35 protein-coding genes and 1 pseudogene are annotated in these 22,202 nt (G+C 43.4%); 3 read left to right on the forward strand and 33 right to left on the reverse strand.

Annotated elements, in window-relative coordinates:
* The first annotated feature begins 148 nt into the window (after positions 1-148).
* Positions 149-277: pseudogene (locus tag M0Q51_14615) on the forward strand (IS66 family transposase).
* Positions 278-385: 108 nt separating this feature from the next.
* On the opposite strand, the gene M0Q51_14620 reads toward M0Q51_14615, so the two are convergent.
* On the reverse strand, positions 386-1,117 hold the full coding sequence (locus M0Q51_14620) for a class I SAM-dependent methyltransferase (GenBank protein ID MCK9401209.1): 732 nt from the start codon (positions 1,115-1,117) through the stop codon (positions 386-388).
* A 209-nt stretch (positions 1,118-1,326) separates the two neighbouring features.
* Between M0Q51_14620 and M0Q51_14625 the strand changes: the two genes are divergently transcribed.
* The gene (locus M0Q51_14625) at positions 1,327-2,352 is read left to right on the forward strand and encodes a glycosyltransferase (protein ID MCK9401210.1); all 1,026 of its coding nucleotides are present in this window, start codon (positions 1,327-1,329) and stop codon (positions 2,350-2,352) included.
* A 58-nt stretch (positions 2,353-2,410) separates the two neighbouring features.
* Entirely contained in the window at positions 2,411-3,889 is a 1,479-nt protein-coding gene (locus tag M0Q51_14630) for a polysaccharide biosynthesis C-terminal domain-containing protein (GenBank protein MCK9401211.1), read from the forward strand.
* A gap of 41 nt (positions 3,890-3,930) precedes the next feature.
* Here the strand turns inward: M0Q51_14630 and M0Q51_14635 are convergent, their stop codons facing one another.
* From M0Q51_14635 to rplC, 32 genes are all read right to left on the reverse strand, one after another.
* The gene (locus M0Q51_14635) at positions 3,931-5,736 is read right to left on the reverse strand and encodes a hypothetical protein (protein ID MCK9401212.1); all 1,806 of its coding nucleotides are present in this window, start codon (positions 5,734-5,736) and stop codon (positions 3,931-3,933) included.
* Between the two features lie 19 nt (positions 5,737-5,755).
* Complete coding sequence (locus M0Q51_14640) at positions 5,756-6,262, reverse strand: T9SS type A sorting domain-containing protein (GenBank protein MCK9401213.1); 507 nt, start codon at positions 6,260-6,262, stop codon at positions 5,756-5,758.
* A gap of 79 nt (positions 6,263-6,341) precedes the next feature.
* The gene (gene eno, locus M0Q51_14645; GenBank protein MCK9401214.1) at positions 6,342-7,634 is read right to left on the reverse strand and encodes a phosphopyruvate hydratase; all 1,293 of its coding nucleotides are present in this window, start codon (positions 7,632-7,634) and stop codon (positions 6,342-6,344) included.
* Positions 7,631-8,245: a 50S ribosomal protein L17 gene (gene rplQ, locus M0Q51_14650; GenBank protein ID MCK9401215.1), complete on the reverse strand. Its 615-nt coding sequence runs from the start codon at positions 8,243-8,245 to the stop codon at positions 7,631-7,633. Before rplQ ends, eno begins: the two co-directional genes overlap by 4 nt.
* Before the next feature lie 5 nt (positions 8,246-8,250).
* Complete coding sequence (locus tag M0Q51_14655) at positions 8,251-9,243, reverse strand: DNA-directed RNA polymerase subunit alpha (GenBank protein MCK9401216.1); 993 nt, start codon at positions 9,241-9,243, stop codon at positions 8,251-8,253.
* A gap of 39 nt (positions 9,244-9,282) precedes the next feature.
* Positions 9,283-9,888, reverse strand: a complete 606-nt coding sequence (rpsD, locus tag M0Q51_14660) for a 30S ribosomal protein S4 (GenBank protein ID MCK9401217.1) — start codon at positions 9,886-9,888, stop codon at positions 9,283-9,285.
* A gap of 37 nt (positions 9,889-9,925) precedes the next feature.
* Positions 9,926-10,315, reverse strand: a complete 390-nt coding sequence (rpsK, locus tag M0Q51_14665; protein ID MCK9401218.1) for a 30S ribosomal protein S11 — start codon at positions 10,313-10,315, stop codon at positions 9,926-9,928.
* An 18-nt stretch (positions 10,316-10,333) separates the two neighbouring features.
* Complete coding sequence (gene rpsM / locus M0Q51_14670; GenBank protein MCK9401219.1) at positions 10,334-10,714, reverse strand: 30S ribosomal protein S13; 381 nt, start codon at positions 10,712-10,714, stop codon at positions 10,334-10,336.
* A gap of 21 nt (positions 10,715-10,735) precedes the next feature.
* Positions 10,736-10,852, reverse strand: a complete 117-nt coding sequence (ykgO, locus tag M0Q51_14675; protein MCK9401220.1) for a type B 50S ribosomal protein L36 — start codon at positions 10,850-10,852, stop codon at positions 10,736-10,738.
* 14 nt (positions 10,853-10,866) lie between these two features.
* Positions 10,867-11,085 carry a translation initiation factor IF-1 gene (gene infA / locus M0Q51_14680; protein ID MCK9401221.1) on the reverse strand — a complete coding sequence of 73 codons (219 nt, stop codon included), beginning with the start codon at positions 11,083-11,085 and terminating at the stop codon, positions 10,867-10,869.
* A gap of 5 nt (positions 11,086-11,090) precedes the next feature.
* Entirely contained in the window at positions 11,091-11,882 is a 792-nt protein-coding gene (map, locus tag M0Q51_14685; protein ID MCK9401222.1) for a type I methionyl aminopeptidase, read from the reverse strand.
* Positions 11,883-11,884: 2 nt separating this feature from the next.
* Positions 11,885-13,243 carry a preprotein translocase subunit SecY gene (secY, locus tag M0Q51_14690; protein ID MCK9401223.1) on the reverse strand — a complete coding sequence of 453 codons (1,359 nt, stop codon included), beginning with the start codon at positions 13,241-13,243 and terminating at the stop codon, positions 11,885-11,887.
* A gap of 7 nt (positions 13,244-13,250) precedes the next feature.
* On the reverse strand, positions 13,251-13,697 hold the full coding sequence (gene rplO / locus M0Q51_14695) for a 50S ribosomal protein L15 (GenBank protein MCK9401224.1): 447 nt from the start codon (positions 13,695-13,697) through the stop codon (positions 13,251-13,253).
* Between the two features lie 23 nt (positions 13,698-13,720).
* Entirely contained in the window at positions 13,721-13,900 is a 180-nt protein-coding gene (gene rpmD, locus M0Q51_14700; GenBank protein ID MCK9401225.1) for a 50S ribosomal protein L30, read from the reverse strand.
* A 19-nt stretch (positions 13,901-13,919) separates the two neighbouring features.
* Positions 13,920-14,438 (reverse strand): 30S ribosomal protein S5, encoded by a 519-nt coding sequence (gene rpsE / locus M0Q51_14705; protein MCK9401226.1) that lies wholly within the window; start codon positions 14,436-14,438, stop codon positions 13,920-13,922.
* Between the two features lie 6 nt (positions 14,439-14,444).
* Positions 14,445-14,822 carry a 50S ribosomal protein L18 gene (gene rplR / locus M0Q51_14710; protein MCK9401227.1) on the reverse strand — a complete coding sequence of 126 codons (378 nt, stop codon included), beginning with the start codon at positions 14,820-14,822 and terminating at the stop codon, positions 14,445-14,447.
* Positions 14,823-14,850: 28 nt separating this feature from the next.
* Positions 14,851-15,408: a 50S ribosomal protein L6 gene (gene rplF / locus M0Q51_14715; GenBank protein MCK9401228.1), complete on the reverse strand. Its 558-nt coding sequence runs from the start codon at positions 15,406-15,408 to the stop codon at positions 14,851-14,853.
* Between the two features lie 11 nt (positions 15,409-15,419).
* The gene (gene rpsH, locus M0Q51_14720) at positions 15,420-15,815 is read right to left on the reverse strand and encodes a 30S ribosomal protein S8 (protein ID MCK9401229.1); all 396 of its coding nucleotides are present in this window, start codon (positions 15,813-15,815) and stop codon (positions 15,420-15,422) included.
* A gap of 20 nt (positions 15,816-15,835) precedes the next feature.
* Positions 15,836-16,105 carry a 30S ribosomal protein S14 gene (gene rpsN, locus M0Q51_14725; GenBank protein ID MCK9401230.1) on the reverse strand — a complete coding sequence of 90 codons (270 nt, stop codon included), beginning with the start codon at positions 16,103-16,105 and terminating at the stop codon, positions 15,836-15,838.
* A 20-nt stretch (positions 16,106-16,125) separates the two neighbouring features.
* A complete protein-coding gene (gene rplE / locus M0Q51_14730; protein MCK9401231.1) occupies positions 16,126-16,674 on the reverse strand; it encodes a 50S ribosomal protein L5 in 549 nt (182 codons plus the stop codon).
* Complete coding sequence (rplX, locus tag M0Q51_14735; protein ID MCK9401232.1) at positions 16,674-16,997, reverse strand: 50S ribosomal protein L24; 324 nt, start codon at positions 16,995-16,997, stop codon at positions 16,674-16,676. The genes rplE and rplX overlap by 1 nt, the downstream gene beginning before the upstream one ends.
* Positions 16,998-17,008: 11 nt before the next feature.
* A complete protein-coding gene (gene rplN, locus M0Q51_14740) occupies positions 17,009-17,377 on the reverse strand; it encodes a 50S ribosomal protein L14 (GenBank protein MCK9401233.1) in 369 nt (122 codons plus the stop codon).
* 2 nt (positions 17,378-17,379) lie between these two features.
* On the reverse strand, positions 17,380-17,634 hold the full coding sequence (gene rpsQ / locus M0Q51_14745) for a 30S ribosomal protein S17 (GenBank protein MCK9401234.1): 255 nt from the start codon (positions 17,632-17,634) through the stop codon (positions 17,380-17,382).
* Between the two features lie 7 nt (positions 17,635-17,641).
* The gene (gene rpmC, locus M0Q51_14750; GenBank protein ID MCK9401235.1) at positions 17,642-17,848 is read right to left on the reverse strand and encodes a 50S ribosomal protein L29; all 207 of its coding nucleotides are present in this window, start codon (positions 17,846-17,848) and stop codon (positions 17,642-17,644) included.
* Positions 17,849-17,854: 6 nt separating this feature from the next.
* Positions 17,855-18,283: a 50S ribosomal protein L16 gene (rplP, locus tag M0Q51_14755; protein ID MCK9401236.1), complete on the reverse strand. Its 429-nt coding sequence runs from the start codon at positions 18,281-18,283 to the stop codon at positions 17,855-17,857.
* A gap of 40 nt (positions 18,284-18,323) precedes the next feature.
* Positions 18,324-19,025: a 30S ribosomal protein S3 gene (gene rpsC / locus M0Q51_14760; GenBank protein MCK9401237.1), complete on the reverse strand. Its 702-nt coding sequence runs from the start codon at positions 19,023-19,025 to the stop codon at positions 18,324-18,326.
* A gap of 25 nt (positions 19,026-19,050) precedes the next feature.
* Positions 19,051-19,461, reverse strand: a complete 411-nt coding sequence (gene rplV, locus M0Q51_14765; GenBank protein ID MCK9401238.1) for a 50S ribosomal protein L22 — start codon at positions 19,459-19,461, stop codon at positions 19,051-19,053.
* A 12-nt stretch (positions 19,462-19,473) separates the two neighbouring features.
* Positions 19,474-19,752 (reverse strand): 30S ribosomal protein S19, encoded by a 279-nt coding sequence (rpsS, locus tag M0Q51_14770; GenBank protein MCK9401239.1) that lies wholly within the window; start codon positions 19,750-19,752, stop codon positions 19,474-19,476.
* A gap of 26 nt (positions 19,753-19,778) precedes the next feature.
* Complete coding sequence (gene rplB / locus M0Q51_14775) at positions 19,779-20,603, reverse strand: 50S ribosomal protein L2 (protein ID MCK9401240.1); 825 nt, start codon at positions 20,601-20,603, stop codon at positions 19,779-19,781.
* A 4-nt stretch (positions 20,604-20,607) separates the two neighbouring features.
* On the reverse strand, positions 20,608-20,898 hold the full coding sequence (gene rplW, locus M0Q51_14780) for a 50S ribosomal protein L23 (protein ID MCK9401241.1): 291 nt from the start codon (positions 20,896-20,898) through the stop codon (positions 20,608-20,610).
* Between the two features lie 18 nt (positions 20,899-20,916).
* Positions 20,917-21,546 (reverse strand): 50S ribosomal protein L4, encoded by a 630-nt coding sequence (gene rplD, locus M0Q51_14785; protein MCK9401242.1) that lies wholly within the window; start codon positions 21,544-21,546, stop codon positions 20,917-20,919.
* Positions 21,537-22,166 (reverse strand): 50S ribosomal protein L3, encoded by a 630-nt coding sequence (gene rplC, locus M0Q51_14790; protein ID MCK9401243.1) that lies wholly within the window; start codon positions 22,164-22,166, stop codon positions 21,537-21,539. The genes rplD and rplC overlap by 10 nt, the downstream gene beginning before the upstream one ends.
* Between the last annotated feature and the right edge of the window lie 36 nt (positions 22,167-22,202).

Below are 22,202 nucleotides of genomic sequence, written 5' to 3' on the forward strand. Positions count from 1 at the left end.
CACCTGTACAAAAATAGGTTCAACTATTATGGAAAGTATTTATAAGTATTTCAAATGATAACTGTCAGATATTAAGCAATATGATGCTATGTTGCTTTACATAATGATTTACTGTGCATAACCCAGCTTATGTAAAACTTTCCATAAGCTGGGCAGGAAAAATTATTTGTTTGCAGGTTCGCACGAAGGTGCCCAGCGAGCAGCCATTATGTATTCTTTCTTTGCTACCTGCAAAATCAACAACATCGAGCCGTTCGACTGGCTCACCAAAGTCCTCACCCGCATCCCGGATCACTCTATCCAACGCCTTGAAGAACTGCTTCCGCAGAATCTGAAATAAAAACCCCGGAAATAAAACTAATTTTGCGTTACGAGTCAAGACGCATCAGACCGAAGGGTTACATACAATCTTTAAATTACTGAAAAAATTTGTATCAGATATTTCATCTTGAAAGGATGGATGCCCCGTCTTTAGTTGAAAGGGCTCTTCTTTTAATCTTTTCTCAATCACAATTACACTGTCATAATAATGGATAGAATCAACAGTCTTTGTGAATGAATTTACTTTTAAGTTTCTTTGTTCCGAATGAAATGCATTCAAATAATCGATAAAATTTTTACTGTATTCTATATATGTATTCATTCTTTTATAGCCTCCACCATATTTTACCCTATATGAAGTATGTAAATCCTCACATAAGTAAACACCATCACTCTTTATATGACTGAATAATTCTTCATAACTTACTATTTGTTGAGTCATAGTATGTCCTCCATCATCTATTAGAATATCAATTGGAGGGATTAATTCTTTTATTTTTCTCAAAAACTTTCGGTCAGATTGGGACCCAATGAAGATTTCAATATTTTCTTCTTCAAGCTTTTTACATTTTGGATTTAAATCAATCCCATATATTCTTGCTTTTTTACCAAAATAGTCTTTCCACATTTGAAGACTTCCTCCATGAAAAACACCAATTTCAAGAATAACACTTTCTTTACCCCGGAATCGATTGAAATGGCGATCATAAATATCAAAATAATGATTCCATTTTTGGATCAATCTTTTATCATTGTTTTTAAAGTACTTTTCTAAATCAGACATTTGTTTTTCCATAATAAATCTTAATGAATTGCAAAGGATCACTTTGCGAAAGTATGAATTTCCTCCTTTAATAGGACGAATATGTTTTCCGATAATTTCCTAATAGTCTCGCCATGGTCATAAAAAGAGCCGTTTATAATAAAAGAAAAAGAATAATTTTGAATTATGAATCGATTACTAGTTAGTCCTTGCCGCAATTTGACAATATCAACCATCTGATAATGAATACATTTAAACCATTAGCATCTATTATAACCCCGACATACAATCATTCCACATACATCAGCGCCTGTATCGAATCTGTTTTAGCCCAGACATACGTTAACTGGGAGATGATCATCATTAACGATGGCAGTACAGACCAAACCCTGGAAATTGCCAGATCCTATTCTGAAAAAGATAAAAGGATTTTGCTTGCTGACCAGGAAAATGTAGGAATTTTCCGGATTGGCGAAACCTATAATAAAGCGCTAGCTCTTTCCAGGGGTGAATATGTCTTTATCCTTGAGGGTGATGATTTATGGGAACCCGAAAAACTTGAATTACAGATCAATGCTTTCCAAAATAATCCTGAAGTAATTCTTTGTTACGGCCGCGCAAAGGTAATTGGCTCTGATCCTAAACTTGTATTCAATACAATTCCTGAAACAGGCGTCCCGGATGAAATTTATTATAATAATGATCCTATCGGCAGCATTTTAAATGTTATTTTGTTTGAAGACAGGGTGCCTGCTTTAACTATTGGCGTTAAAAGGCAAATATTGGAAAAAATAGGGGGATTTAAACAGGGATTAGCATCTGTTGACCTGGATACACTTCTTGAACTTTCATTAATCGGGAAATTCCATTTTTTACCGAAAATTTTAGGAAGCTACAGAACTTATGCAAACCAGGTTACGAAGACTTATCCCGCGCTTATCCGGGAGAAATACTATCAGACTGTAATTAAATTTTTAGATGAGAAAGCAGGCCAGGAAAATATAAAGTGGTTTACAAGAAAAAATCAAATTCACAGTTATCATAAACGGTATCTGTCAATTGCCTATTCCAGGTCAGGCAGGTATAACCTGATCCGGAAAAAATTCAATGAGGCAAGACATGATTATTTGACTGCGATCAGAACCGGAAGCATTAATGAACCATTATGGGTCCTTCGGTCAATTACAGGAATTGTATTAAGCTTTTTCAAGACGGATGTCGAAGGACTTGCAAAATTCTTTGGTAAAAAGCATTATACGAAAGATTAATATCACCAAAACAGTTAAAGTTGGTATATTCGCCTCAAATGTTTAATTCGCTGAAATAGTGGGCATAATTCAAAAGCAGGCCATATCTGGAACAATATTCACTTTTGCGGGAGTTGCAATAGGGTTTGTTACTTCAGCATTAATATTTCCCAGGTTTTTATCCAGTTCCGAAATAGGCCTATTTGGCATTCTCCTTTCTTATTCACTGATTTTTGGTCAGTTTGCCACTTTAGGAACAGGAAGGATTAACATCATGTTATTTCCACAATATAAAAACAGGGAGAAATACCATTATGGCTTTTTCTTTATAGTCATTCTGATTTCCATTGTTGGGCTGATACTTGCCTTCATATCATTCACTTTCCTCAGAGACATCATAATCAACAACTCCAAAGAATCATCAGAATTATTCATCAGCTATATCAACTATCTTTATCCGCTGATTTTCTTCACTTTCCTTTATTTTCTCGCAGATTCATTCAACACGGCACTTTTTGATGCCCTGGGCGGTTTGATTCTTAAGGAATTTGTCCAACGCATTCTGATATTGCTTTTCATCCTGCCGTTTATCTTCAAAATGATATCATTTCATTCCTATGCTCAATTATTTGTTGTTGCTGTTTGTTTGCCTTCTGTGATACTTCCGGTGATACTTCTCAGGAAAAAGGAATTTCGCATTAAAGTTGTATTTGATAATAAAATCCGTGAAAACCGGAAGCTTTTTATCGACATTGGCATTTACGGGATTATTATTGGATTTACAGGTTTGATTGTTCTCAATATCGATAGGATCATGGTTGAACGGTTTTTGGGATTAAGTGCAACCGGTGTCTATACTACGATGGCTTATTTTGCCACCCTGGTATCCATTCCATCAAGGGCTCTTGCAAAAATCTCAGATCCAATCATTGCTCAGCACTGGAAAGAAAATGATCTTCACAATGTCAGGGAAAATTATTACCGCAGCAGCATAAATCAGTTTTTGATCGGGTGTCTCATCCTCGTCGGCATCTGGGGAAATATTGACAATATATTGACTATTCTGCCACCGGAATTCGCAACAGGCAAATATGTAATCTTGTTTATTGGGCTGGCATTTTTATCGGATATGTCAACAGGAACAAGCTCCTTTATTCTTGCCAACTCCGTTTATTATAAATACCAGGCTTATATTGTCCTGATACTGGTCGTATTAATAGTTATAACCAATTATTTGCTGATTCCTTTATGGGGATTACCCGGTGCCGCTTTAGCCACGCTGATATCCAAGATAATAAGCAATATGATGAGACATTTCCTTTTGTTTAAAAAATTCAATCTGCAACCATTTAATTCTCGCTTTCTATTAATCATCGGGATCAGCCTGTTTGCATACCTGATAGGTTATATAATTCCGGCGAAAAGCAATCTCTACCTCGATTTGATCCTCAGGAGTTCAGTAATTCTGATACTGTTTGTCTTACCTGTCATTATTTTCCGGCTTTCTCCGGAGACAAACCAGTATCTCTTAAAATTAAAAAAATGGATTCAGGAATAAATAAAAGGGATTGAATCTGAGGTTGAAAAATTTTCCTGTTTCTACCAGCACGACTGCCAGGTTGTCCCGTCAAATACTTTCAACCGGTGATCAGAGCTATCCATGTAAATATCGCCTTCAGCGGGGTTTTCAGGAGGAGTTGAACGGGGTTCGAGGCGCATAACATCATTTATATGGAGAGTCCTTTGCGGATCCTTGGTTCCAATGCCCAATCTGCCATCGCTGGTGAAACGGGCTGTTTCATGGATAGTTTGGCCATCATAAAATTCAAAATAAATCTTGCCAGGTAAGGATGTCCTAAAAATCAATCCTTTGCCTTCGTTCCATAATAATGCGGTCTGGCGCCATTCGTCACCATAAAGTGTATAATAATCTCCCCGGTGTTGAAGTGTTGTTCTCGAATCATCCCCTGAACTCAACTGCAGCCAAACCGTGGAAAAGTTATCGGTTGAATTATTCTTAAGCCAAAGAAAATTCCTCCCGGATTGGCCAACAGACTCTCCCTCAACCTGGACCACTGCTTCCGGGTTTTCGGTTCCCAATCCTATTTTTCCATCACCTGTAATTCTCATAAGCTCTGAAAACGATCTTCCGTCACGATCAGTCGTTTCAAAACTGATCCTTCCCTCAGGGTTTGTTCTTAAAATCAACCCGTTCCCGCTATTCCAAAGAGCTGATGTGCCTGCATATTTGCCTCCAAAGATGGAATATGAATCTGAATGGTGTGTCAGATCAGTGGAACTATTTCCATCACCCGATTTCAGTTTCACGTAAACACAGGAAAAACCGTCTGTTGAATTATTCTTAAGAAAAAGGAAATTCCTTCCATCTTCGTTATAGGATCTGCCTTCTATTTGAAGAGGCACCTCAGGATTTTCTGTTCCTATTCCTATTTTTCCATCTCCTGTTATTCTCATTATTTCAACCGGAATGGAATACTGACCCCCGTCATAGGTTTCGAAGATAAACTTGCTTTCCGGTCTTGTCCTGAAAAATAATCCCCGCCCGTCATTCCAAAGCTGGCTTGTCTCAGAATATTTCCCATCATACAGACTATATGACGCAGCGTGATGGGCAAGAAATGTTGACGAATTACCTGTTCCTGCATTCATCCAGAGAATCACTGCGGAATGACCGTCTGTCGCATTATTCCGAATCTGTAAAAACCTCCTGTTACTGGTATAAACAGAAGTACCTTCTATTTGAAGATTGGAAAAAGGTAAAGAAGTTCCAATTCCCACTTTGCCATCTGAAGTCACATTGAAATTATTCAGCCCAACCTGGAAAGTATTTGAAACCCGGCCATCTCCATTGACATTTAACATCCCACTCATGTCTAGACTGTATTGCGGATCGGCCTGATTTATCCCTACATTCCCTTCATCATAATAAATTCCTTCACCGGATTCTTTCCATTGTGACTTGATTGTATCGGAACCGGAACCTGACTTCTCCGCGTACAAAGCATATGGAACGGCCAGCAATTGCGAAGTGCCGAGCAATTGATAGTTCATCGCCCCTTGCATATCAATCTCCAATTGAATAAAATAATTATCCTCCCCCCAGGAAATCTGGGCAAACTCGCCCGCAACGACTAAGCCTCTTCCGATTTCAAGGTTGACAAGCCCCAGGGTATTGGTTATCACATCGTGGATTTCGCTGTAACTGACTTCGCCGTTAATATCTCCTCTTAAGAGCGAAATCCGCAGGCTGACCAATTGATTCGAAATAACGACACCCGTTGTATCCCTTATCACAGCTTGATACTTGAAAGCATGGGGAACCTGGCTACTGCAGATGAGGGAAACGCAAAGAAAAATGACCGGTAAAAGCGCTATCTTTTTCATTTTAAAAATATAAAGCTGGTTAATAACCTGTCCTGACAATTTTAAATGTTCGTTGCCTGCCATCGCTCACCCGGATGATCTTTAACAGCAATATCCCCTGGGAATATTCGACAAGATCTATCTTATCATGACTATCCGGATTAATGAGCTGGCTTAACAATACCTTACCCATCATATCACTCAGGATTAATCTGAAATTTTCCGTTTCCGATATGCCTGTCAGCTCGATCTGAATAAACCTGCAGGTGGGATTGGGAAAAATATTGGCCTGAAAAACAGGGTTCTCCTGTTCAGGTATTTCGAAAAATTTAAATATGGGTTGGTGGAATCCCTGGCTGATAGAGATATTGCCCGACTGGTAAGATTCTATGCTGCTTTCTCCCAGCGTCCAGGAGATTTCGGTGTTTTCCAAAATATATGTATCACCAGCAGAAGCAATGACATCATTTTGTATGGTTTGAGTGAATACCTTCTGGAATGGAAGGAAGAAAAGTGCAAAAACTAAAACCAGGATATTGAATTTCATTTCTAAAATATATTTAGAAACGAAGATACAAAATCCTGATTAAAAATAGAAATATTATTTAGTTTTTTTACTCCCTGGACTATTTCCGGACGAACTTAAAATCCTTCCCCAAATAATAGGCCGCATTCCCCAGTTTCTCTTCGATGCGGAGCAACTGGTTGTATTTGGCGATCCGTTCTGAGCGGCAGGCAGATCCTGTTTTGATCATGCCGGTATTTAATGCAACGGCAAGGTCGGCGATGGTAACATCTTCGGTTTCACCGGAACGATGGCTGATTACCGCGGTATAAGCATTGGTATAAGCCATGTTCACCGCATTGATGGTTTCCGTCAGGGTTCCGATCTGGTTAACTTTAATAAGGATTGAGTTAGCAACACCAGCGTTGATGCCACGCTGAAGCCGTTCCGTATTGGTTACAAAGAGATCATCTCCAACCAGTTGTATCTTTTTCCCGAGTTTATCCGTGACCAGTTTCCAGCCATCCCAATCGTCTTCTGCCATTCCGTCTTCTAAAGAAATGATCGGGTATTTTTTTACCCATCCGTCCCAAAAGTCAACCATCTGGCCCGGAGTCAGTTTTTCACCGGTTGATTTTTTAAGATGGTAAACATTTTCTTCCGTGATAAAATACTCGGAAGCGGCCGGGTCAAGGGCAATATAAATATCTTCACCGGCTTTGTACCCGGCTTTTTCAATAGCTTCCAAAATCACCTGGATAGCTTCTTCATTAGATCCGAGGTTTGGTGCGAATCCGCCTTCATCGCCCACGTTTGTGGAGTGTCCTTTCTTTTTAAGGACCCCTTTGAGCGTATGAAACACTTCTGCTCCCATCCTCAGTGCCTGACTGAAATTTTCGGCTCCTACCGGCATGATCATGAATTCCTGAAAGTCGATGCTGTTATCAGCATGTGAACCGCCGTTAAGGATGTTCATCATCGGGATTGGGAGGGTGTTTGCATTGACGCCACCGATATAGCGATAAAGATACTGGCCTGTTTCCGTGGCGCCTGCTTTGGCAGCAGCCAATGACACGCCAAGGATGGCATTTGCACCCAGGCGGCCTTTGTTAGGTGTTCCATCCAGATCGATCATCCGCTTATCGATGTCCCCCTGATCAGTTACCTGCATACCCACTATTTCTTCCTTAATCACATTATTCACATTATGAACGGCTTTAAGGACGCCTTTTCCAAGGTACTCTTTCTTATTGCCATCGCGTAATTCCACGGCTTCATGAACACCGGTAGAGGCGCCGGAAGGTATGGCAGCGCGTCCACTCATTCCTGATTCAGTAAACAGATCGACTTCTATGGTTGGATTGCCCCTGGAATCCAGTATCTGACGGGCATGGATATCTATTATTGCACTCATGCTTTTGTTTCTTCTTCGGCTTCAGCAACCGGGCCGGATTCTTCAATTATATCAGTGACTTCTTCGGCTTTTTCTTCTGGTGCCGGTGCTGGTGCAACAGGTTTCGCTTCTTTCTTAGCTGAGTCCTTTCCGGCTTTCACTTTACCGGCTGAAGCCACAACAGCATCTTCAGCGCCTTTCTTGCCTGCACCGCTTCTGCCTCCCCTGCGGGTACCTTTCGCTTTAACGGTTGCCTTTTCACCCAGCAAATTGAGGTTAAAGTCGACCAGCTCGATCATGGCCATTTCGGCATTGTCGCCCAACCGGGTTCCCAGTTTAATGATTCGTGTGTAACCACCGGGCCTCTCGGCCACTTTTAAAGAAATATCCCTGAAAAGTTCAGTGACGGCCTCTTTACTCTGCAAATAACTAAAGACCACCCTTCTGGAGTGTGTTGTGTCATCTTTGGAACGGGTAATGAGCGGTTCAACATAAACTCTGAGGGCTTTAGCCTTTGCAAGCGTTGTGGTGATCCGTTTATGCATGATAAGCGATGTTGCCATATTCGACAGCATAGCTCTCCGGTGAGGGCTTTTTCTACTCAGGTGATTAAATTTCTTTCCGTGTCTCATCGCAATTATTCCTTATCAAGTTTGTATTTTGTTACGTTCATTCCAAACTCGAGTCCTTTGGTTTTCACCAGGTCTTCCAGTTCGGTCAGGGACTTTTTACCAAAGTTCCTGAATTTCAGCAGATCATTCTTATTAAACTGCACCAGGTCGCCGAGGGTCTCTACGTCTGCCGCTTTAAGGCAATTCAGTGCCCTGACGCTGAGGTCCATATCAACGAGTTTGGTTTTCAGCAATTGCCTGATATGCAGTGAATTTTCATCAAATTCTTCCGCAACGGCTTTCTCCTCTGTATCAAGGGTGATCTTCTCATCTGAAAACAGCATGAAATGATGGATCAGTATTTTTGCTGCCTCTTTCAACGCTTCTTTTGGCTGGACCGATCCGTCGGTTTCGATCTCGATTGTAAGTTTTTCGTAATCGGTTTTTTGTTCGACGCGGTAGTTATCGATCTGGAATTTCACATTCCTGATGGGAGTATGAATAGAATCGATAAAAATAGTGCTTATGTCAGCGTTGAGTATTTTATTCTCTTCGCTTGGAACATATCCACGGCCTTTTTCAACATTGATTTCCATGGTCAGTTTGATCCCGGGATCGAGGTGGCAAATCTCAATTTCAGGATTCAGCACCTGGAATACCGATAGAAATTTATTAATATCACCTGCTCTGAACACATCCTGATCACCAATGACCACGGTAACTTTTTCACTGTTTTCCGTATCGATCTGGCGTTTGAACCTGACCTTCTTCAGGTTCAGGATAATTTCGGAGATATCTTCCACCACTCCTTTGACGGTAGAAAATTCGTGTGCCACGCTATCAATTTTAATGGAGGTAATGGCAAATCCCTCCAGTGACGACAGTAATATTCGTCTCAGGGCATTTCCAATGGTTACGCCAAAACCTGGCTCAAGAGGTCTGAATTCGAACACACCCTTTGACGCATCGGTTTCAACCATGATGACTTTTTCGGGTTTTTGAAATGCTAATACTGCCATATTTGTTTTATTATGGATTGAATGAAAAAGTTCAAGTGATTATTTGGAGTATAACTCAACGATGAGTTGCTCCCGGATATTTTCAGGAATTTCCTCCCTCGGGGGATAGTTCATGAATTTGCCCTGTTGCTTTTCCTGGTCCCAGTCGAGCCAGGAAAATTTATTGGACCGTGAGGCCAGTGCATCGGTTATCACTTCAAGTGATTTGGCTTTTTCCCTGACGCCGACCATATCACCCTCCTTAAGGGAGTAAGAAGGTATATTAGCCACTTCTCCATTTACAATAATATGGCGATGGGATACTAATTGCCGCGCGGCACGACGTGTCGGGGCAATTCCCAGGCGGTAGACCACATTGTCAAGGCGGGCTTCGATCAATTGAAGGAGAACTTCGCCAGTGATGCCTTTCTTTTTGGCTGCTTGTGCAAAAGTCTTTCTGAACTGGCGTTCCAGGATACCATAAGTATATTTGGCCTTCTGTTTTTCCTGAAGCTGGATTCCATACTCAGATTCTTTTTTCCTGCGGTGTGATGAGCCGTGGATGCCTGGCGGATAGGGTTTTTTATCCAATGCCCTGTCGGGTCCGAAAATCGGTTCCCTGAATCTTCTTGCGATCTTTGATTTAGGGCCTCTGTATCTTGCCATTTTTTATAATAAATTAAATTATTGCTTACAAATTCTGTTATACTCTTCTTCTTTTAGGCGGACGGCAGCCGTTGTGCGGCAGCGGGGTCACATCCTGGATTTCCGAGACTTCAATGCCCGCGGTATGGATAGTCCGGATGGCCGATTCACGCCCTGCCCCCGGGCCTTTCACATAAACCTTCACTTTTCTGAGCCCCTGGTCAAAAGCAACCTTGGAACACTCCTCGGCAGCCATTTGGGCGGCATAAGGTGTATTCTTCTTGGAGCCTTTGAAGCCCATTTTCCCGGCGGATGCCCAGGAGATAACCTGCCCGGTATTATTGGTGAGTGTTATGATAATGTTATTGAAAGAAGCGTGTATGTACGCCCTGCCCAAAGGGTCGACTTTAACGATCCTTTTCTTTGCTGCTCTGGTTGATTTAGCCATAATTCTGCAAAATTATTTTTAACCTTTAGGTGCTTTTTTCTTGTTTGCGACTGTCTTTTTCTTCCCTTTACGGGTACGGGCATTATTCTTGGTGCTTTGTCCGCGTGACGGCAAACCAAGACGGTGCCGGATACCACGGTAAGTACCAATGTCCATAAGACGTTTAATGTTCAATTGGATTTCGGAGCGAAGCGCACCTTCCACCTTAAACTCATTGTTAATGATGGTACGGATGTTGTTTTGCTCATCATCGGTCCAATCCTGGACCTTTTTGTTCCAGTCGACGCCGGCTTTTTCCAGGATTTTCTGGGCACTGCTGCGCCCAATACCATAGATGTAGGTCAGGCTGACCTCGCCGCGTTTGTTTTTAGGAATATCGACTCCTGCAATTCTGGCCATATGCTATTTTGAATTAATTGATTAACCTTGTCTTTGTTTCAGTTTAGGGTTCTTTTTATTAATAATATAAACTCTTCCCTTCCTCCTGACGATCTTGCAGTCGGCTGATCGCTTCTTTACTGATGCTCTGACTTTCATAACAGTCTGTTTAATTATTTGTATCTGTAAGTTATTCTTCCTTTAGTCAAATCGTATGGCGACATTTCAAGTTTTACTTTATCGCCTGGTAATATTTTAATGTAATGCATCCTCATTTTTCCGGAAATATGAGCTGTTATGGTATGCCCGTTTTCCAGTTCCACGCGAAACATGGCATTTCCTAACGATTCAATGACCGTTCCGTCTTGTTCTATAGAAGCCTGTTTAGCCATTTATTTCAAATTAGTTCAATACTACGGTTTGTAAGTTCTTCTTCGATGTATTGGAAAGATGAAAGGATTTCGGCCTTCACCGGTCCAACCGCAACAGTATGTTCATAATGTGCGGAAGGCATCCTGTCGGCTGTGCGAATTGTCCAGCCGTCACTTTCCTGTATGACATTTTTCACGCCGAGGTTGATCATCGGTTCAATTGCGATCACCATACCTTTCTTGAGCCTGATACCGGTCCCCCTCTTTCCATAATTCGGAACTTCAGGTTTTTCGTGCAGATTTCTTCCAACTCCATGTCCCACCAGGTCTCTCACCACACTGTAACCGTATTCCTCCACATAATTCTGAACCGCAAACCCGATATCTCCAACGCGTTTACCGTCTGTAGCCATTTCTATCCCCAGGTAAAGCGATTCTTTGGTTCGTTTCAGCAGTTGAAGCACTTCCGGCCGGATATTTCCAACCGGGAAGGTGTAAGCTGAATCGCCATAAAAACCGTTCATGATCACACCACAATCAACAGAAACAATATCACCCTCCATGAGTACTCTTTCTCCCGGGAAACCATGCACCACCTGCTCGTTCACTGAAATGCACAGGGTAAACGGAAACCCGTTATAGCCCTTAAATCCGGGAGATCCACCGTTGCTGAGGATAAAATCTTCCGCCAGTTTATCGAGGCTGATGGTTTTCACGCCCGGTGCAATCACCCTGGCTACCTCGGCCAATGTCTTTCCAACAAGTAAAGAACTTTCCCTTATTAACTCTATTTCTTCTTTCGACTTGAAATAGATCATTCTTACATATTATAAGCCGTACGTCCCTTGATTCTGCCTGTTTTGGTCAGACCATCATAATGACGCATCAGCAAATGACTTTCAATTTGTTGCAGGGTATCCAGCACAACTCCCACAAGGATGAGCAGCGATGTGCCCCCGAAAAATGAGGCAAACTGCGAGTTCACGCCCAGGTTGATGACCAGTGAAGGCATGATAGCGACAAACCCCAGGAAAATTGATCCCGGCAGGGTAATCCTCGACATAACGTTGTCGATGAATTCCGCCGTTCTCTTTCCCGGTTTGACTCCCGGAATAAATCCCCCGTTCTTCTTCATGTCTTCAGCCATCTGGTTCGGATTAACCGTGATAGCCGTATAAAAATAAGTAAACATGATAATCAGCAGGAAATAGACCATGTTGTACCATAATCCGTAAGGATTAGCAAATGCAGCTGCAAAGGCCGACATGCTTTCCGTATTGGCAAACCCGGCGATTGTAATAGGCAGGAACATGATTGCCTGCGCGAAGATGATCGGCATAACGCCTGCTGCATTAACTTTCAATGGTATATACTGACGAACACCTCCATATTGTTTGTTCCCGATGACCCGTTTGGCGTACTGGACAGGTATTCTTCGGGTCCCCTGAACCAAAAGGATTGTTGCCAGGATTATAAACACAAGTGCAACCAACTCAATGACGAAATAAACCAAACCTCCTCCCTTCATTTCCATACGGGCGACAAATTCACCTGCAAGGGCAAAAGGCAGACGGGCAATGATACCGATCATAATGATGAGGGAGATACCATTTCCGATCCCTTTATCAGTAATTTTTTCGCCGAGCCACATTACGAACATGGTTCCGGTTACCAGCATAACAATGGAAGAAAACCAGAAAAAGGCTGACGGTGAAATGGCATTGGGGTCGAATGGTGCGATAGCTTCCGGAGAAAGGTTCGCGATGATCACGCCACGGATGTAAGCCGGCGCCTGGAAGGCAGTGATTACCACAGTCAGGTAACGGGTCATCTGGTTGATCCTTTTCCGTCCGCTTTCACCCTCCCTTTGTAATTTCTGGAAGTAAGGTATGGCCATGCCCAGCAGCTGGATAACGATAGATGCCGAGATGTATGGCATGATCCCAAGGGCAAAAATAGAAGCATTGGAAAATGCTCCACCGGTGAACATGCTAAGAAGCCCTAAAAGCCCGCTTGAAGTCTTGCTTTGAAGCTGCTCCAGCATGTTAGGGTCTATTCCAGGCAGGACTATATAAGAACCAAGACGATATATAACGATGATCCCCAGGGTAAACAGGATTCTTTTCCGGAGATCCTCTATCTTATATATATTTCTTAAGGTATTGATTAATCTTTTCATCAGTGTCTTAAATTATTGATGCAACACCACCCTGAGCTTCGATCGCTTCTTTGGCTTTATCGGAGAAAGCGTGTGCTTTGACTTCCAATTTTGCAGTGACTTCCCCGCGCCCCAGTATCTTGACAAGGTCATTCTTACTAATCAGGCCGTTGGCGTACAAGATTTCAGGATCAACTACCGTAATATTCTTACTTTCAAACAGTTTCTGGAGTACATCTACATTAATGCCACGATACTCAATACGATTCCGGTTTTTAAATCCCCATTTCGGGACTCTTCTGTGAAGGGGCATTTGTCCTCCTTCAAAACCGATTTTCTGGCTGTATCCCGATCTCGACTTGGCACCTTTATGGCCACGGGTAGCAGTACCGCCTTTGCCGGAGCCTTGTCCGCGTCCTATACGCTTACTGGACTTTGTCGATCCTTTTGCCGGTTTAAGATTACTTAAATCCATCTTATATAAATATCTTATGATTATTAAATTTCTTCCACTTTTACCAGGTGCTCCACTTTTTTACACATGCCCAGAACCTGGGGTGTAGCTTCCAGTTCAACGCTATAGTGCATTCTTTTGAGCCCCAATGCTTCTAACGTGCGTTTTTGGCGGATAGTTTTGCCAATTCCGCTTCTTGTCTGGGTTATCCTAATCTTTTTCATAGTTATTATTCTTAAAGCATTAACCGTTGAAAACTTTATTCAGGGTCACACCGCGGAGTTGAGCGATCGTGCGGGCATCACGCATCTTCGAGAGGGCATTGATTGTTGCCTTCACCACGCTATGAGGGTTGGACGATCCTTTTGACTTGGCGAGCACATCCTTAATTCCGACGCTTTCAAAAACGGCACGCATGGCGCCTCCCGCAATCACACCGGTTCCGGGTGCTGCCGGCTTGATAAATACTTCTGCACCGCTGTATGTGCCGGTCTGGTCGTGAGGGACGGTTCCATTCAGCACCGGGACCTTAATCAGGTTCTTTTTGGCATCATCAATCCCTTTGGAAATCGCGGCAGTAACTTCTTTGGCTTTTCCAAGGCCATGGCCAACCACACCGTTTTCATTCCCTACCACCACGATGGCTGAAAAACTGAAAGTACGTCCACCTTTTGTCACTTTCGTCACGCGCTGGATACTCACCAGTCGGTCTTTAAATTCGATTTCGCTCGATTTAACTCTTTTTACGTTTGCGTTTGCCATAGTTCTTTAAAATTTTAATCCTCCTACGCGGGCTGCGTCAGCCAATGCCTTCACTCTTCCATGGTAAAGGTAACCATTACGATCGAATACAATGGTTTCAATACCATGTTCTTTAGCTCGTTCAGCTATGAGCTGGCCGACCATTTTTGCCTTTTCAACCTTGGTGCCTTTCTTTTCCAGAATGCCTTTTTCGTTAGATGAAGCAGCTATCATGGTCTGACCGGCCATGTCGTCGATAAGCTGGCAATAAATTTGCTTGCTGCTTCTGAAAACACTCAATCTGGGTCTTTCAGGAGTACCACTTATAACTTTCCGAATCCTGAGTTTGATTCTCAGTCGGCGGTGGTCTCTTTTATTATTTTTCTTAGCAGTTCTTAAATTCATGTTGAACCTCCGGATAATTAATTTAATGTTACTTTTCGGCAGCAGCCTTTCCGGCTTTTCTCCTGACTTCTTCACCCACAAAGCGGATCCCTTTGCCTTTGTATGGCTCAGGTTTCCTGAATGACCGGATTTTTGCGGCAACCTGGCCAATCAGCTGTTTATCACAAGAAGTCATGATGATAGTCGGGTTTTTACCACGTTCGTTCACAGTTTCCACTTTAATCTCGGGTGGCATTTCAATTACGATGTAATGTGAATAACCCAGCGTAAGCTCAAGCAGTTGCCCTGTAGCCTGGGCTTTATAACCAACGCCGATGAGTTCCTGCGTTGTTTTAAAGCCTTCCGATACGCCTTTTACCATATTGCTCAGCAATGAGCGATAGAGCCCGTGCATGGACCGGTGTTGTCTTTCATCGCTGGGTCTGGAAAGGGAGATATGCCCATTTTCCACCTCAACTTTAATTTCAGGGTTAACCTGTTGTTGAAGAGTTCCGTTCTTACCTTTGACGGTGACGATATTCTCTTTCGAAACACTAACCTGAACTCCCTCCGGGAGGCTTATCGGTAATTTTCCTATTCTTGACATGCTAAATCGTTTTAACTTACGTAGCAAATAACTTCTCCACCAATTTTCAATTTCCTGGCTGCCTTATCAGTCATCACACCATGGGAAGTTGAGATGATGGCTATCCCCAATCCATTCAGCACCCTGGGGATGCTTTCCGAGTCTGAATATTTACGGAGACCAGGTTTGCTTACCCTTATCATGTTACTGATAGCAGGTTGTTTTGTAACAGGGTGATATTTAAGGGCGATTTTAATCAGGCCAGGCCCGGTTTCTTCATCGAACTTATAATTCAGGATATAACCTTGCTCAAAAAGGATCTTGGTTAAATCCTTCTTAATGTTGGACGTAGGGATCTCCACGATCCTGTGGTTTGCCATCACGGCATTCCGGATGCGGGTCAAATAATCTGCAATCGGATCTGTCATTGCTCTTCTTTATTTAATATTTACCAACTTGCTTTTTTAACACCCGGAATAAGACCCTGGTTGGCCATTTCCCGGAAATTTATCCTGGATATTCCGAATTGACGGATATATCCTTTTGGCCTGCCGGTCAACTTACAACGATTGTGTAAGCGGATAGGCGAAGCGTTCTTGGGAAGTTTCTGCAAACCGATATAATCACCGGCTGCTTTTAAAGCGGCCCTTTTGGCTGCATACCTGTCAACCATCTTTTGTCGCTTGACCTCCCTGGCCTTCATTGATTCTTTTGCCATATCTTAAGCTATTATTTTTATTACTTTCTAAAGGGTATACCAAATTCTTTCAGCAGCGCATGGGCTTCTTTATCAGTACGGGCAGAAGTCACAAAGGTGATATCCATCCCGTTTATTTTACTGACTTTATCAAGATCGATCTCAGTGAAGATGATCTGTTCTGTAACACCAAATGTATAATTTCCACGGCCATCGAATCCTTTGTCACTGATGCCCCTGAAGTCGCGGACACGTGGAATGGCAATGGATATCAACCTGTCGAGAAATTCATACATCTGAACCCCGCGAAGGGTAACCCTGACACCAATCGGCATATCGCGACGCAACTTGAAGTTGGAGATGTCTTTCTTCGACTTGGTTGCCACGGCATGCTGTCCGGTTATATTTGACATTTCTTCAATACCAGTGTCGATAAGCTTTTTATCGACAATAGCGGAGCCCAATCCCTGGTTTACCGCGATTTTCTTGAGTCTTGGCACCTGCATGATGTTTTTGTAACTGAATTCTTTCATCAGCACAGGCACAATCTCATCCTGGTATTTCTGCTTAAGTCTCGGTGTGTATTTCATTACTTGATAACCTCCCCTGACTTTTTAGAATAACGGACCATTTTATTTGTCTTCACATCGATTTTACGGCCGATCCGGGTTGGTTTACCGCTTCCGTCAATCACTTTCAGGTTTGAAATGTGAATGGGGGCTTCCTTCTGGATGATCCCGCCTTTGGGTGTTTTGTTGGTCGGGCGCGCATGTTTTGAAACCATGTTCACGCCTTCCACAAGGATCTTTCTTTTCTCGATATCAACCATGAGTACCCGGCCTTGCTGGCCTTTTGAGTCTCCGGCAATAACCATCACGGTGTCACCCTTTTTAATATTCAATTTCCTACGCATGTTTTTAAATATTATAATACTTCAGGAGCCAATGAAACAATCTTCATATACTGCTTGTCCCTCAATTCCCTGGCAACGGGCCCGAAAATACGGGTTCCGATCATTTCGCCGGCAGGATTGAGCAACACACAGGCATTATCATCGAAACGGATATAAGATCCATCGTTCCGACGTATTTCTTTAGTCGTACGAACAACCACTGCTTTGATCACGGTACCTTTTTTAACAGTACCTGATGGTAAAGCATTTTTAACGGTTACGACGATCTTATCGCCGATGCTGGCATACCTTTTAGCTGTGCCCCCTAACACGCGGATGCAAAGAACTTCTTTTGCCCCGCTGTTATCTGCAACCGTCAGTCTGGATTCTTGCTGTATCATGGTTACTTAGCCTTTTCAATGATTTCTACTAATCTCCAACACTTATTTTTACTGATCGGCCTGGTTTCCATAATCTTGACCGTGTCGCCGATGCCGCATGCATTTTGCTCATCATGTGCGACCAGCTTGGTCGTTTTGCGGACAAATTTCCCGTATATGGGATGTTTGACCTTTCTTTCGATCTGGACCACGATGGATTTTTCCATCTTATTGCTGACGACCAGGCCAACACGTTCTTTTCTTAAATTTCTTTCCATAAGAACATTACTTATTTTTTCCAGCTTCAATTTCCCTTCTTTTGAGTTCGGTTAGCAGGCGTGCCACCGTACTCTTGTATTCTTTCATTTTATGAGGATTATCAAGAGGGGACACTGCATGTGCAAGTTTCATCTTGACGAGCTGTTTTCTTTCTTCCTCCAATCGCTCTTTCAGCTCTTCATTGGTCATTTCTAAGATCACTTTTTGTTTCATCACGCTTTAGATTGACTCTTCAACATAATCTCTTCTCACAATAAACTTAGTTGCCACCGGAAGTTTCTGGGCGGCAAGGCGCAAAGCTTCCTTTGCCACTTCCATCGGCACACCCTCCGCTTCAAACATGATCCTTCCGGGCGTCACCGGGGCCACAAAATATTCAGGCGCCCCCTTTCCTTTACCCATACGGACTTCAGCCGGTTTTTTAGTGATGGGCTTATCCGGGAAAATTCTGATCCAGATCTGGCCTTCACGTTTCATATGACGTGTAAGTGCCTGACGGGCTGCTTCAAGTTGCCGTCCTGTAATCCAACAGGTTTCCAATGATTTTATTCCGAAGGAGCCAAAAGCCAGCTGGTTTCCCCGCTGGGCAGTCCCCCTGGGGATCATCTTCTGTTGCTTCCTGTATTTCGTCTTTTTTGGCTGTAACATGATCTTGAAAATTTCAGTTTACTGATAATTAAGCAGATTATTATCTCCTTCTCCTCGGGCCTTTCCTTGGGGTCTGCTTTTTAGCCGTCTCCCCTGCCATGGGCACAATCTCCGGCTTACCATATATTTCACCCTTGCAGATCCAGACTTTTATTCCGATCCTGCCATAGGTTGTATGCGCTTCCGCCTTGGCATAGTCGATATCGGCACGAAGGGTATGAAGCGGCGTTCTTCCTTCTTTATAAAGTTCGTTACGGGCCATTTCCGCACCGGCCAGACGACCGGAGATCTGCACTTTAATACCTTCAGCTCCCATTCTCACTGTCGATGAGATAGCGGTCTTAATGGCTCTCCGGAATGATATCCTGCCTTCAATCTGTTTGGCAATGGCGCCTGCCACGATTACTGCATCAAGTTCGGGACGTTTTATCTCTGAAATGTTAATCTGGATTTCTTTCTTGGTCAGTTTCTTGAGCTCTTCTTTAAGCTTATCAACTTCCTGACCACCTTTCCCGATTATAATTCCCGGTCGTGCAGTGAAAATAGTGACCGTGACCAGCTTCAGGGTCCTTTCGATCACGATTTTGGAAATCCCTGCCTTTGACAAACGGGCGTTGAGGTAATTACGGATATGCTGATCTTCCACCAGTTTGGCGCTAAAATCTTTTCCACCATACCAGTTTGAATCCCATCCCCGGATGATTCCCAGCCTCAGGCCTATTGGATTTGTTTTTTGTCCCATTCAGTTAAAAATATTATGTTATCGATTAGCTTTCAGTTTCTTGTACACGACTTCCCAGTGTCAGGGTAACGTGATTGGATCTCTTGCGAACCCTGAATGCCCGTCCCTGAGGTGCCGGCTGAACCCTTTTGAGCATCCTGCCGCCATCTACCATGACCGTTTTAACATAAAGGTTGCTATCCTCAAGCTTGGTACCCTCATTTTTTACCTGCCAGTTGGCTATGGCAGAGAGGAGTAATTTCCTTAACCGGCCGGCAGCCTGTTGCGGAGAATGCTCCAGCATATGAAGTGCCATTTCCACTTTCTCTCCCCTTATCATTTCAGCGACCAGGCGCATTTTACGCGGTGAGGTCGGGCAATTCATCAATTTAGCCCCGAACTGGCTTTTTCGGGCCTCTTTGCTTTTTTCTGATCTTAGACGTTTACGTGCTCCCATGATCGTATATCTTTACTTTTTGCCTTTATCTTTACTCCCGGAGTGACCCCTGAAAATTCGGGTAGGGGCAAACTCACCCAGTTTATGGCCAACCATGTTCTCGGTTACATAAACCGGAATGAACTTATTTCCGTTATGAACGGCGATAGTCTGGCCCACAAAGTCCGGAGAGATCATCGATGCGCGTGACCATGTCTTGATAACGGTTTTTTTCTTGTTCTGCACCGCATCGAGAACTTTTTTCTCCAGTTTATAGTGGATGTAAGGACCTTTTTTCAGTGATCGTGCCATTCCTGTTCCTTTTTATTATTTAGTTTCTATTTTTTTCTTCTTTCAATGATGTACTTGTTGGAAGCCTTGGTCCTTGACCTTGTCTTCTGTCCCTTGGCGTACTTGCCTTTCCTTGACCGCGGGTGTCCACCGGAAGCTTTACCTTCACCGCCGCCCATCGGATGGTCGACCGGGTTCATAACAACTCCGCGAACCCTGGGACGGCGCCCCAGCCAGCGGTTTCTGCCTGCTTTACCGTGGCTTTCCAGGTTGTGGTCCGTATTGGAAACCATGCCGATCGTTGCCTTGCAGGTTTGAAGGATCATCCTGGTTTCACCGGAAGGCAATTTAATGATGGCATATTTCCCGTCACGTGATAGGAACTGGGCGTATGACCCGGCACTGCGCGCCATTTTTGCACCTTCACCAGGCCGCAACTCTATATTGTGAATGATCGTACCAAAAGGCACTTCACTCAGGTAAAGAGTATTCCCGATCTCTGGCGAGGTTCCTTTCCCGGATAAGACCTGCTGACCAAGTTTTAATCCATGCGGGGCGATGATATATCTCTTCTCCCCATCGATATAATGGAGCAAGGCGATACGTGCAGTCCGGTTCGGATCGTACTCTATCGAATTGACCGTAGCAGGAATGCCTTCTTTGTCGCGTTTCCAGTCAATCAAACGATAGCGCTGTTTATGACCGCCACCGATGTAACGCATAGACCTTCTGCCCTGGTTGTTCCGGCCGCCGGTGCTCTTGATAGGCTCCAGCAGGGACTTTTCCGGTGATCCCGTTGTAATGTCGTCAAACGAACTGATGACCTTGTAACGTTGACCCGGAGTTGTCGGTTTATACTTTTTTAAAGCCATTTATCTAGATATTGCTGTAAAAATCAATTGTTTCACCTTCAGCTAACGTAATGATCGCTTTTTTAAAATCAGCAGTACGTCCAAGTTGTACCCCCGAACGGGTGCCGCGTGATTTTATCTTGCCGTCATAATTCATGGTGTTGACCTCTTTTACCTGGACACCATATAATTGTTCTACTGCTTTTTTGATCTGTAGCTTGTTGGCCTTCTTTTGTACGAAAAAACCATACCGGTTCATTTTTTCACCGGTTGCGGTCATTTTTTCGGATATGATCGGCTTCAGAATGATTTCCATGTCCTTCAGCTTATATTGTTACTTCCCTAAAATTTCTTCAATAATCGGCACGGAGCTTTCAGCTATCAGCAGGTTGTTGGCGTTGAGGATGTCATAAGTATTGAGCATCTCAGCGCGGGTCACCTTAGTTTTCTTCAGGTTGCGTGAGGATAGAACAAGATTATTGTCCGTATCGGGCATCACCAGTAGCGTTTTTTTATCTGAAAGATTCAGGCTCTTGAGCAAAGCAGTGAAATTTTTTGTTTTGGCTTCTTCAAACTTAAAATCTTCCAGGATCATGATATTGTTTTCCTGTGCCTTATAAGTTAATGCTGATTTACGGGCCAGCTTCCTGAGCTTCTTATTCAGCTTGAATTCATAGTCCCTCGGGCGTGGTCCAAAAACTCTGCCGCCTCCTCTGAACAGAGGTGAGTTGATATCCCCTGCACGCGCCGTACCGGTACCTTTTTGCCGTTTAATCTTTCGTGTACTTCCGGATAATTCGCAGCGTTCTTTGGCTTTGCTGGTACCCTGGCGCTGGTTAGCCAGAATTAATTTAACATCAAGCCAGATAGCGTGATCATTCGGTGTGATGCCAAAGATCTCATCGCTCAGCGTGACCTTTTTTGCGGTCTTATCGCCACTAATTTTATAAACTTCTAGCTCCATCTTTCTATAATTACATATGAACCTTTAGCACCCGGTACAGCACCTTTAACAAGGATGAGGTTCTTTTCCGGGATGATTTTCAACACCTGAAGGTTGATCAGTTTAACGCGATGGTCTCCCATCTGTCCGGCCATCCGCATACCTTTAAAAACGCGTGAAGGATAAGATGAAGCCCCGATTGATCCCGGCGCCCTCAGCCGGTTGTGCTGGCCATGGGTAGAGTCACCAACACCACTGAAATTGTGCCTGTTGACTACGCCCTGAAATCCTTTTCCCTTGCTCGTCCCCACAACATCAACATATTCCCCTTCTTCAAAAACATCCACATACAAAATATCACCGAATTTCTTTGTGTGACCAACTTCAAATCTGGTAAATTCCCTGGTAATCCGCTTGGGAGCAGCCCCGGCCTTAGCAAAATGTCCTTTTAAAGGTTTATTTATATGCTTAGGCTTGGCATCATCAAAAGCAAGCTGGATGGCTTCGTAACCATCAACCTCCTTGATCCGGACCTGGGTTACCACACATGGCCCGGCTTGTATGACCGTACAGGGAATATTCTTCCCGTTCGCATCAAAAATGCTGGTCATACCTATTTTTTTTCCAATTAATCCTGACATGTCTTAATTTTTTATCTGTTCAAAACGTAAACCGGC

Source organism: Bacteroidales bacterium (genome assembly GCA_023229505.1).
Taxonomy (GTDB): Bacteria; Bacteroidota; Bacteroidia; order Bacteroidales; family JAGOPY01; genus JAGOPY01.

Bases quoted from the DNA above. Each gene is read 5' to 3' on its own strand.
- rplR (MCK9401227.1), bottom strand. From the start codon at position 14,822: ATGAATTTAAGAACTGCTAAGAAAAATAATAAAAGAGACCACCGCCGA.
- rplQ (MCK9401215.1), bottom strand. From the start codon at position 8,245: ATGAGACACGGAAAGAAATTTAATCACCTGAGTAGAAAAAGCCCTCAC.
- M0Q51_14625 (MCK9401210.1), top strand. From the start codon at position 1,327: ATGAATACATTTAAACCATTAGCATCTATTATAACCCCGACATACAAT.
- M0Q51_14655 (MCK9401216.1), bottom strand. From the start codon at position 9,243: ATGGCAGTATTAGCATTTCAAAAACCCGAAAAAGTCATCATGGTTGAA.
- rplN (MCK9401233.1), bottom strand. From the start codon at position 17,377: ATGATACAGCAAGAATCCAGACTGACGGTTGCAGATAACAGCGGGGCA.
- rplE (MCK9401231.1), bottom strand. From the start codon at position 16,674: ATGAAATACACACCGAGACTTAAGCAGAAATACCAGGATGAGATTGTG.
- rpsE (MCK9401226.1), bottom strand. From the start codon at position 14,438: ATGGCAAACGCAAACGTAAAAAGAGTTAAATCGAGCGAAATCGAATTT.
- M0Q51_14635 (MCK9401212.1), bottom strand. From the start codon at position 5,736: ATGAAAAAGATAGCGCTTTTACCGGTCATTTTTCTTTGCGTTTCCCTC.
- secY (MCK9401223.1), bottom strand. From the start codon at position 13,243: ATGAAAAGATTAATCAATACCTTAAGAAATATATATAAGATAGAGGAT.
- rpsS (MCK9401239.1), bottom strand. From the start codon at position 19,752: ATGGCACGATCACTGAAAAAAGGTCCTTACATCCACTATAAACTGGAG.
- rplC (MCK9401243.1), bottom strand. From the start codon at position 22,166: ATGTCAGGATTAATTGGAAAAAAAATAGGTATGACCAGCATTTTTGAT.
- rpmD (MCK9401225.1), bottom strand. From the start codon at position 13,900: ATGAAAAAGATTAGGATAACCCAGACAAGAAGCGGAATTGGCAAAACT.
- rpsD (MCK9401217.1), bottom strand. From the start codon at position 9,888: ATGGCAAGATACAGAGGCCCTAAATCAAAGATCGCAAGAAGATTCAGG.
- rpsN (MCK9401230.1), bottom strand. From the start codon at position 16,105: ATGGCAAAAGAATCAATGAAGGCCAGGGAGGTCAAGCGACAAAAGATG.
- rpsK (MCK9401218.1), bottom strand. From the start codon at position 10,315: ATGGCTAAATCAACCAGAGCAGCAAAGAAAAGGATCGTTAAAGTCGAC.
- M0Q51_14620 (MCK9401209.1), bottom strand. From the start codon at position 1,117: ATGGAAAAACAAATGTCTGATTTAGAAAAGTACTTTAAAAACAATGAT.
- rplB (MCK9401240.1), bottom strand. From the start codon at position 20,603: ATGGCTTTAAAAAAGTATAAACCGACAACTCCGGGTCAACGTTACAAG.
- rpsM (MCK9401219.1), bottom strand. From the start codon at position 10,714: ATGGCCAGAATTGCAGGAGTCGATATTCCTAAAAACAAACGCGGCGAG.
- rplD (MCK9401242.1), bottom strand. From the start codon at position 21,546: ATGGAGCTAGAAGTTTATAAAATTAGTGGCGATAAGACCGCAAAAAAG.
- ykgO (MCK9401220.1), bottom strand. From the start codon at position 10,852: ATGAAAGTCAGAGCATCAGTAAAGAAGCGATCAGCCGACTGCAAGATC.
- rpsH (MCK9401229.1), bottom strand. From the start codon at position 15,815: ATGACAGATCCGATTGCAGATTATTTGACCCGCATCCGGAATGCCGTG.
- rplW (MCK9401241.1), bottom strand. From the start codon at position 20,898: ATGGAAATCATTCTGAAGCCGATCATATCCGAAAAAATGACCGCAACC.
- rpsQ (MCK9401234.1), bottom strand. From the start codon at position 17,634: ATGGAAAGAAATTTAAGAAAAGAACGTGTTGGCCTGGTCGTCAGCAAT.
- rplX (MCK9401232.1), bottom strand. From the start codon at position 16,997: ATGCGTAGGAAATTGAATATTAAAAAGGGTGACACCGTGATGGTTATT.
- map (MCK9401222.1), bottom strand. From the start codon at position 11,882: ATGATCTATTTCAAGTCGAAAGAAGAAATAGAGTTAATAAGGGAAAGT.
- infA (MCK9401221.1), bottom strand. From the start codon at position 11,085: ATGGCTAAACAGGCTTCTATAGAACAAGACGGAACGGTCATTGAATCG.
- M0Q51_14640 (MCK9401213.1), bottom strand. From the start codon at position 6,262: ATGAAATTCAATATCCTGGTTTTAGTTTTTGCACTTTTCTTCCTTCCA.
- rpsC (MCK9401237.1), bottom strand. From the start codon at position 19,025: ATGGGACAAAAAACAAATCCAATAGGCCTGAGGCTGGGAATCATCCGG.
- rplV (MCK9401238.1), bottom strand. From the start codon at position 19,461: ATGGGAGCACGTAAACGTCTAAGATCAGAAAAAAGCAAAGAGGCCCGA.
- rplP (MCK9401236.1), bottom strand. From the start codon at position 18,283: ATGTTACAGCCAAAAAAGACGAAATACAGGAAGCAACAGAAGATGATC.
- rplO (MCK9401224.1), bottom strand. From the start codon at position 13,697: ATGGATTTAAGTAATCTTAAACCGGCAAAAGGATCGACAAAGTCCAGT.
- rplF (MCK9401228.1), bottom strand. From the start codon at position 15,408: ATGTCAAGAATAGGAAAATTACCGATAAGCCTCCCGGAGGGAGTTCAG.
- eno (MCK9401214.1), bottom strand. From the start codon at position 7,634: ATGAGTGCAATAATAGATATCCATGCCCGTCAGATACTGGATTCCAGG.
- rpmC (MCK9401235.1), bottom strand. From the start codon at position 17,848: ATGAAACAAAAAGTGATCTTAGAAATGACCAATGAAGAGCTGAAAGAG.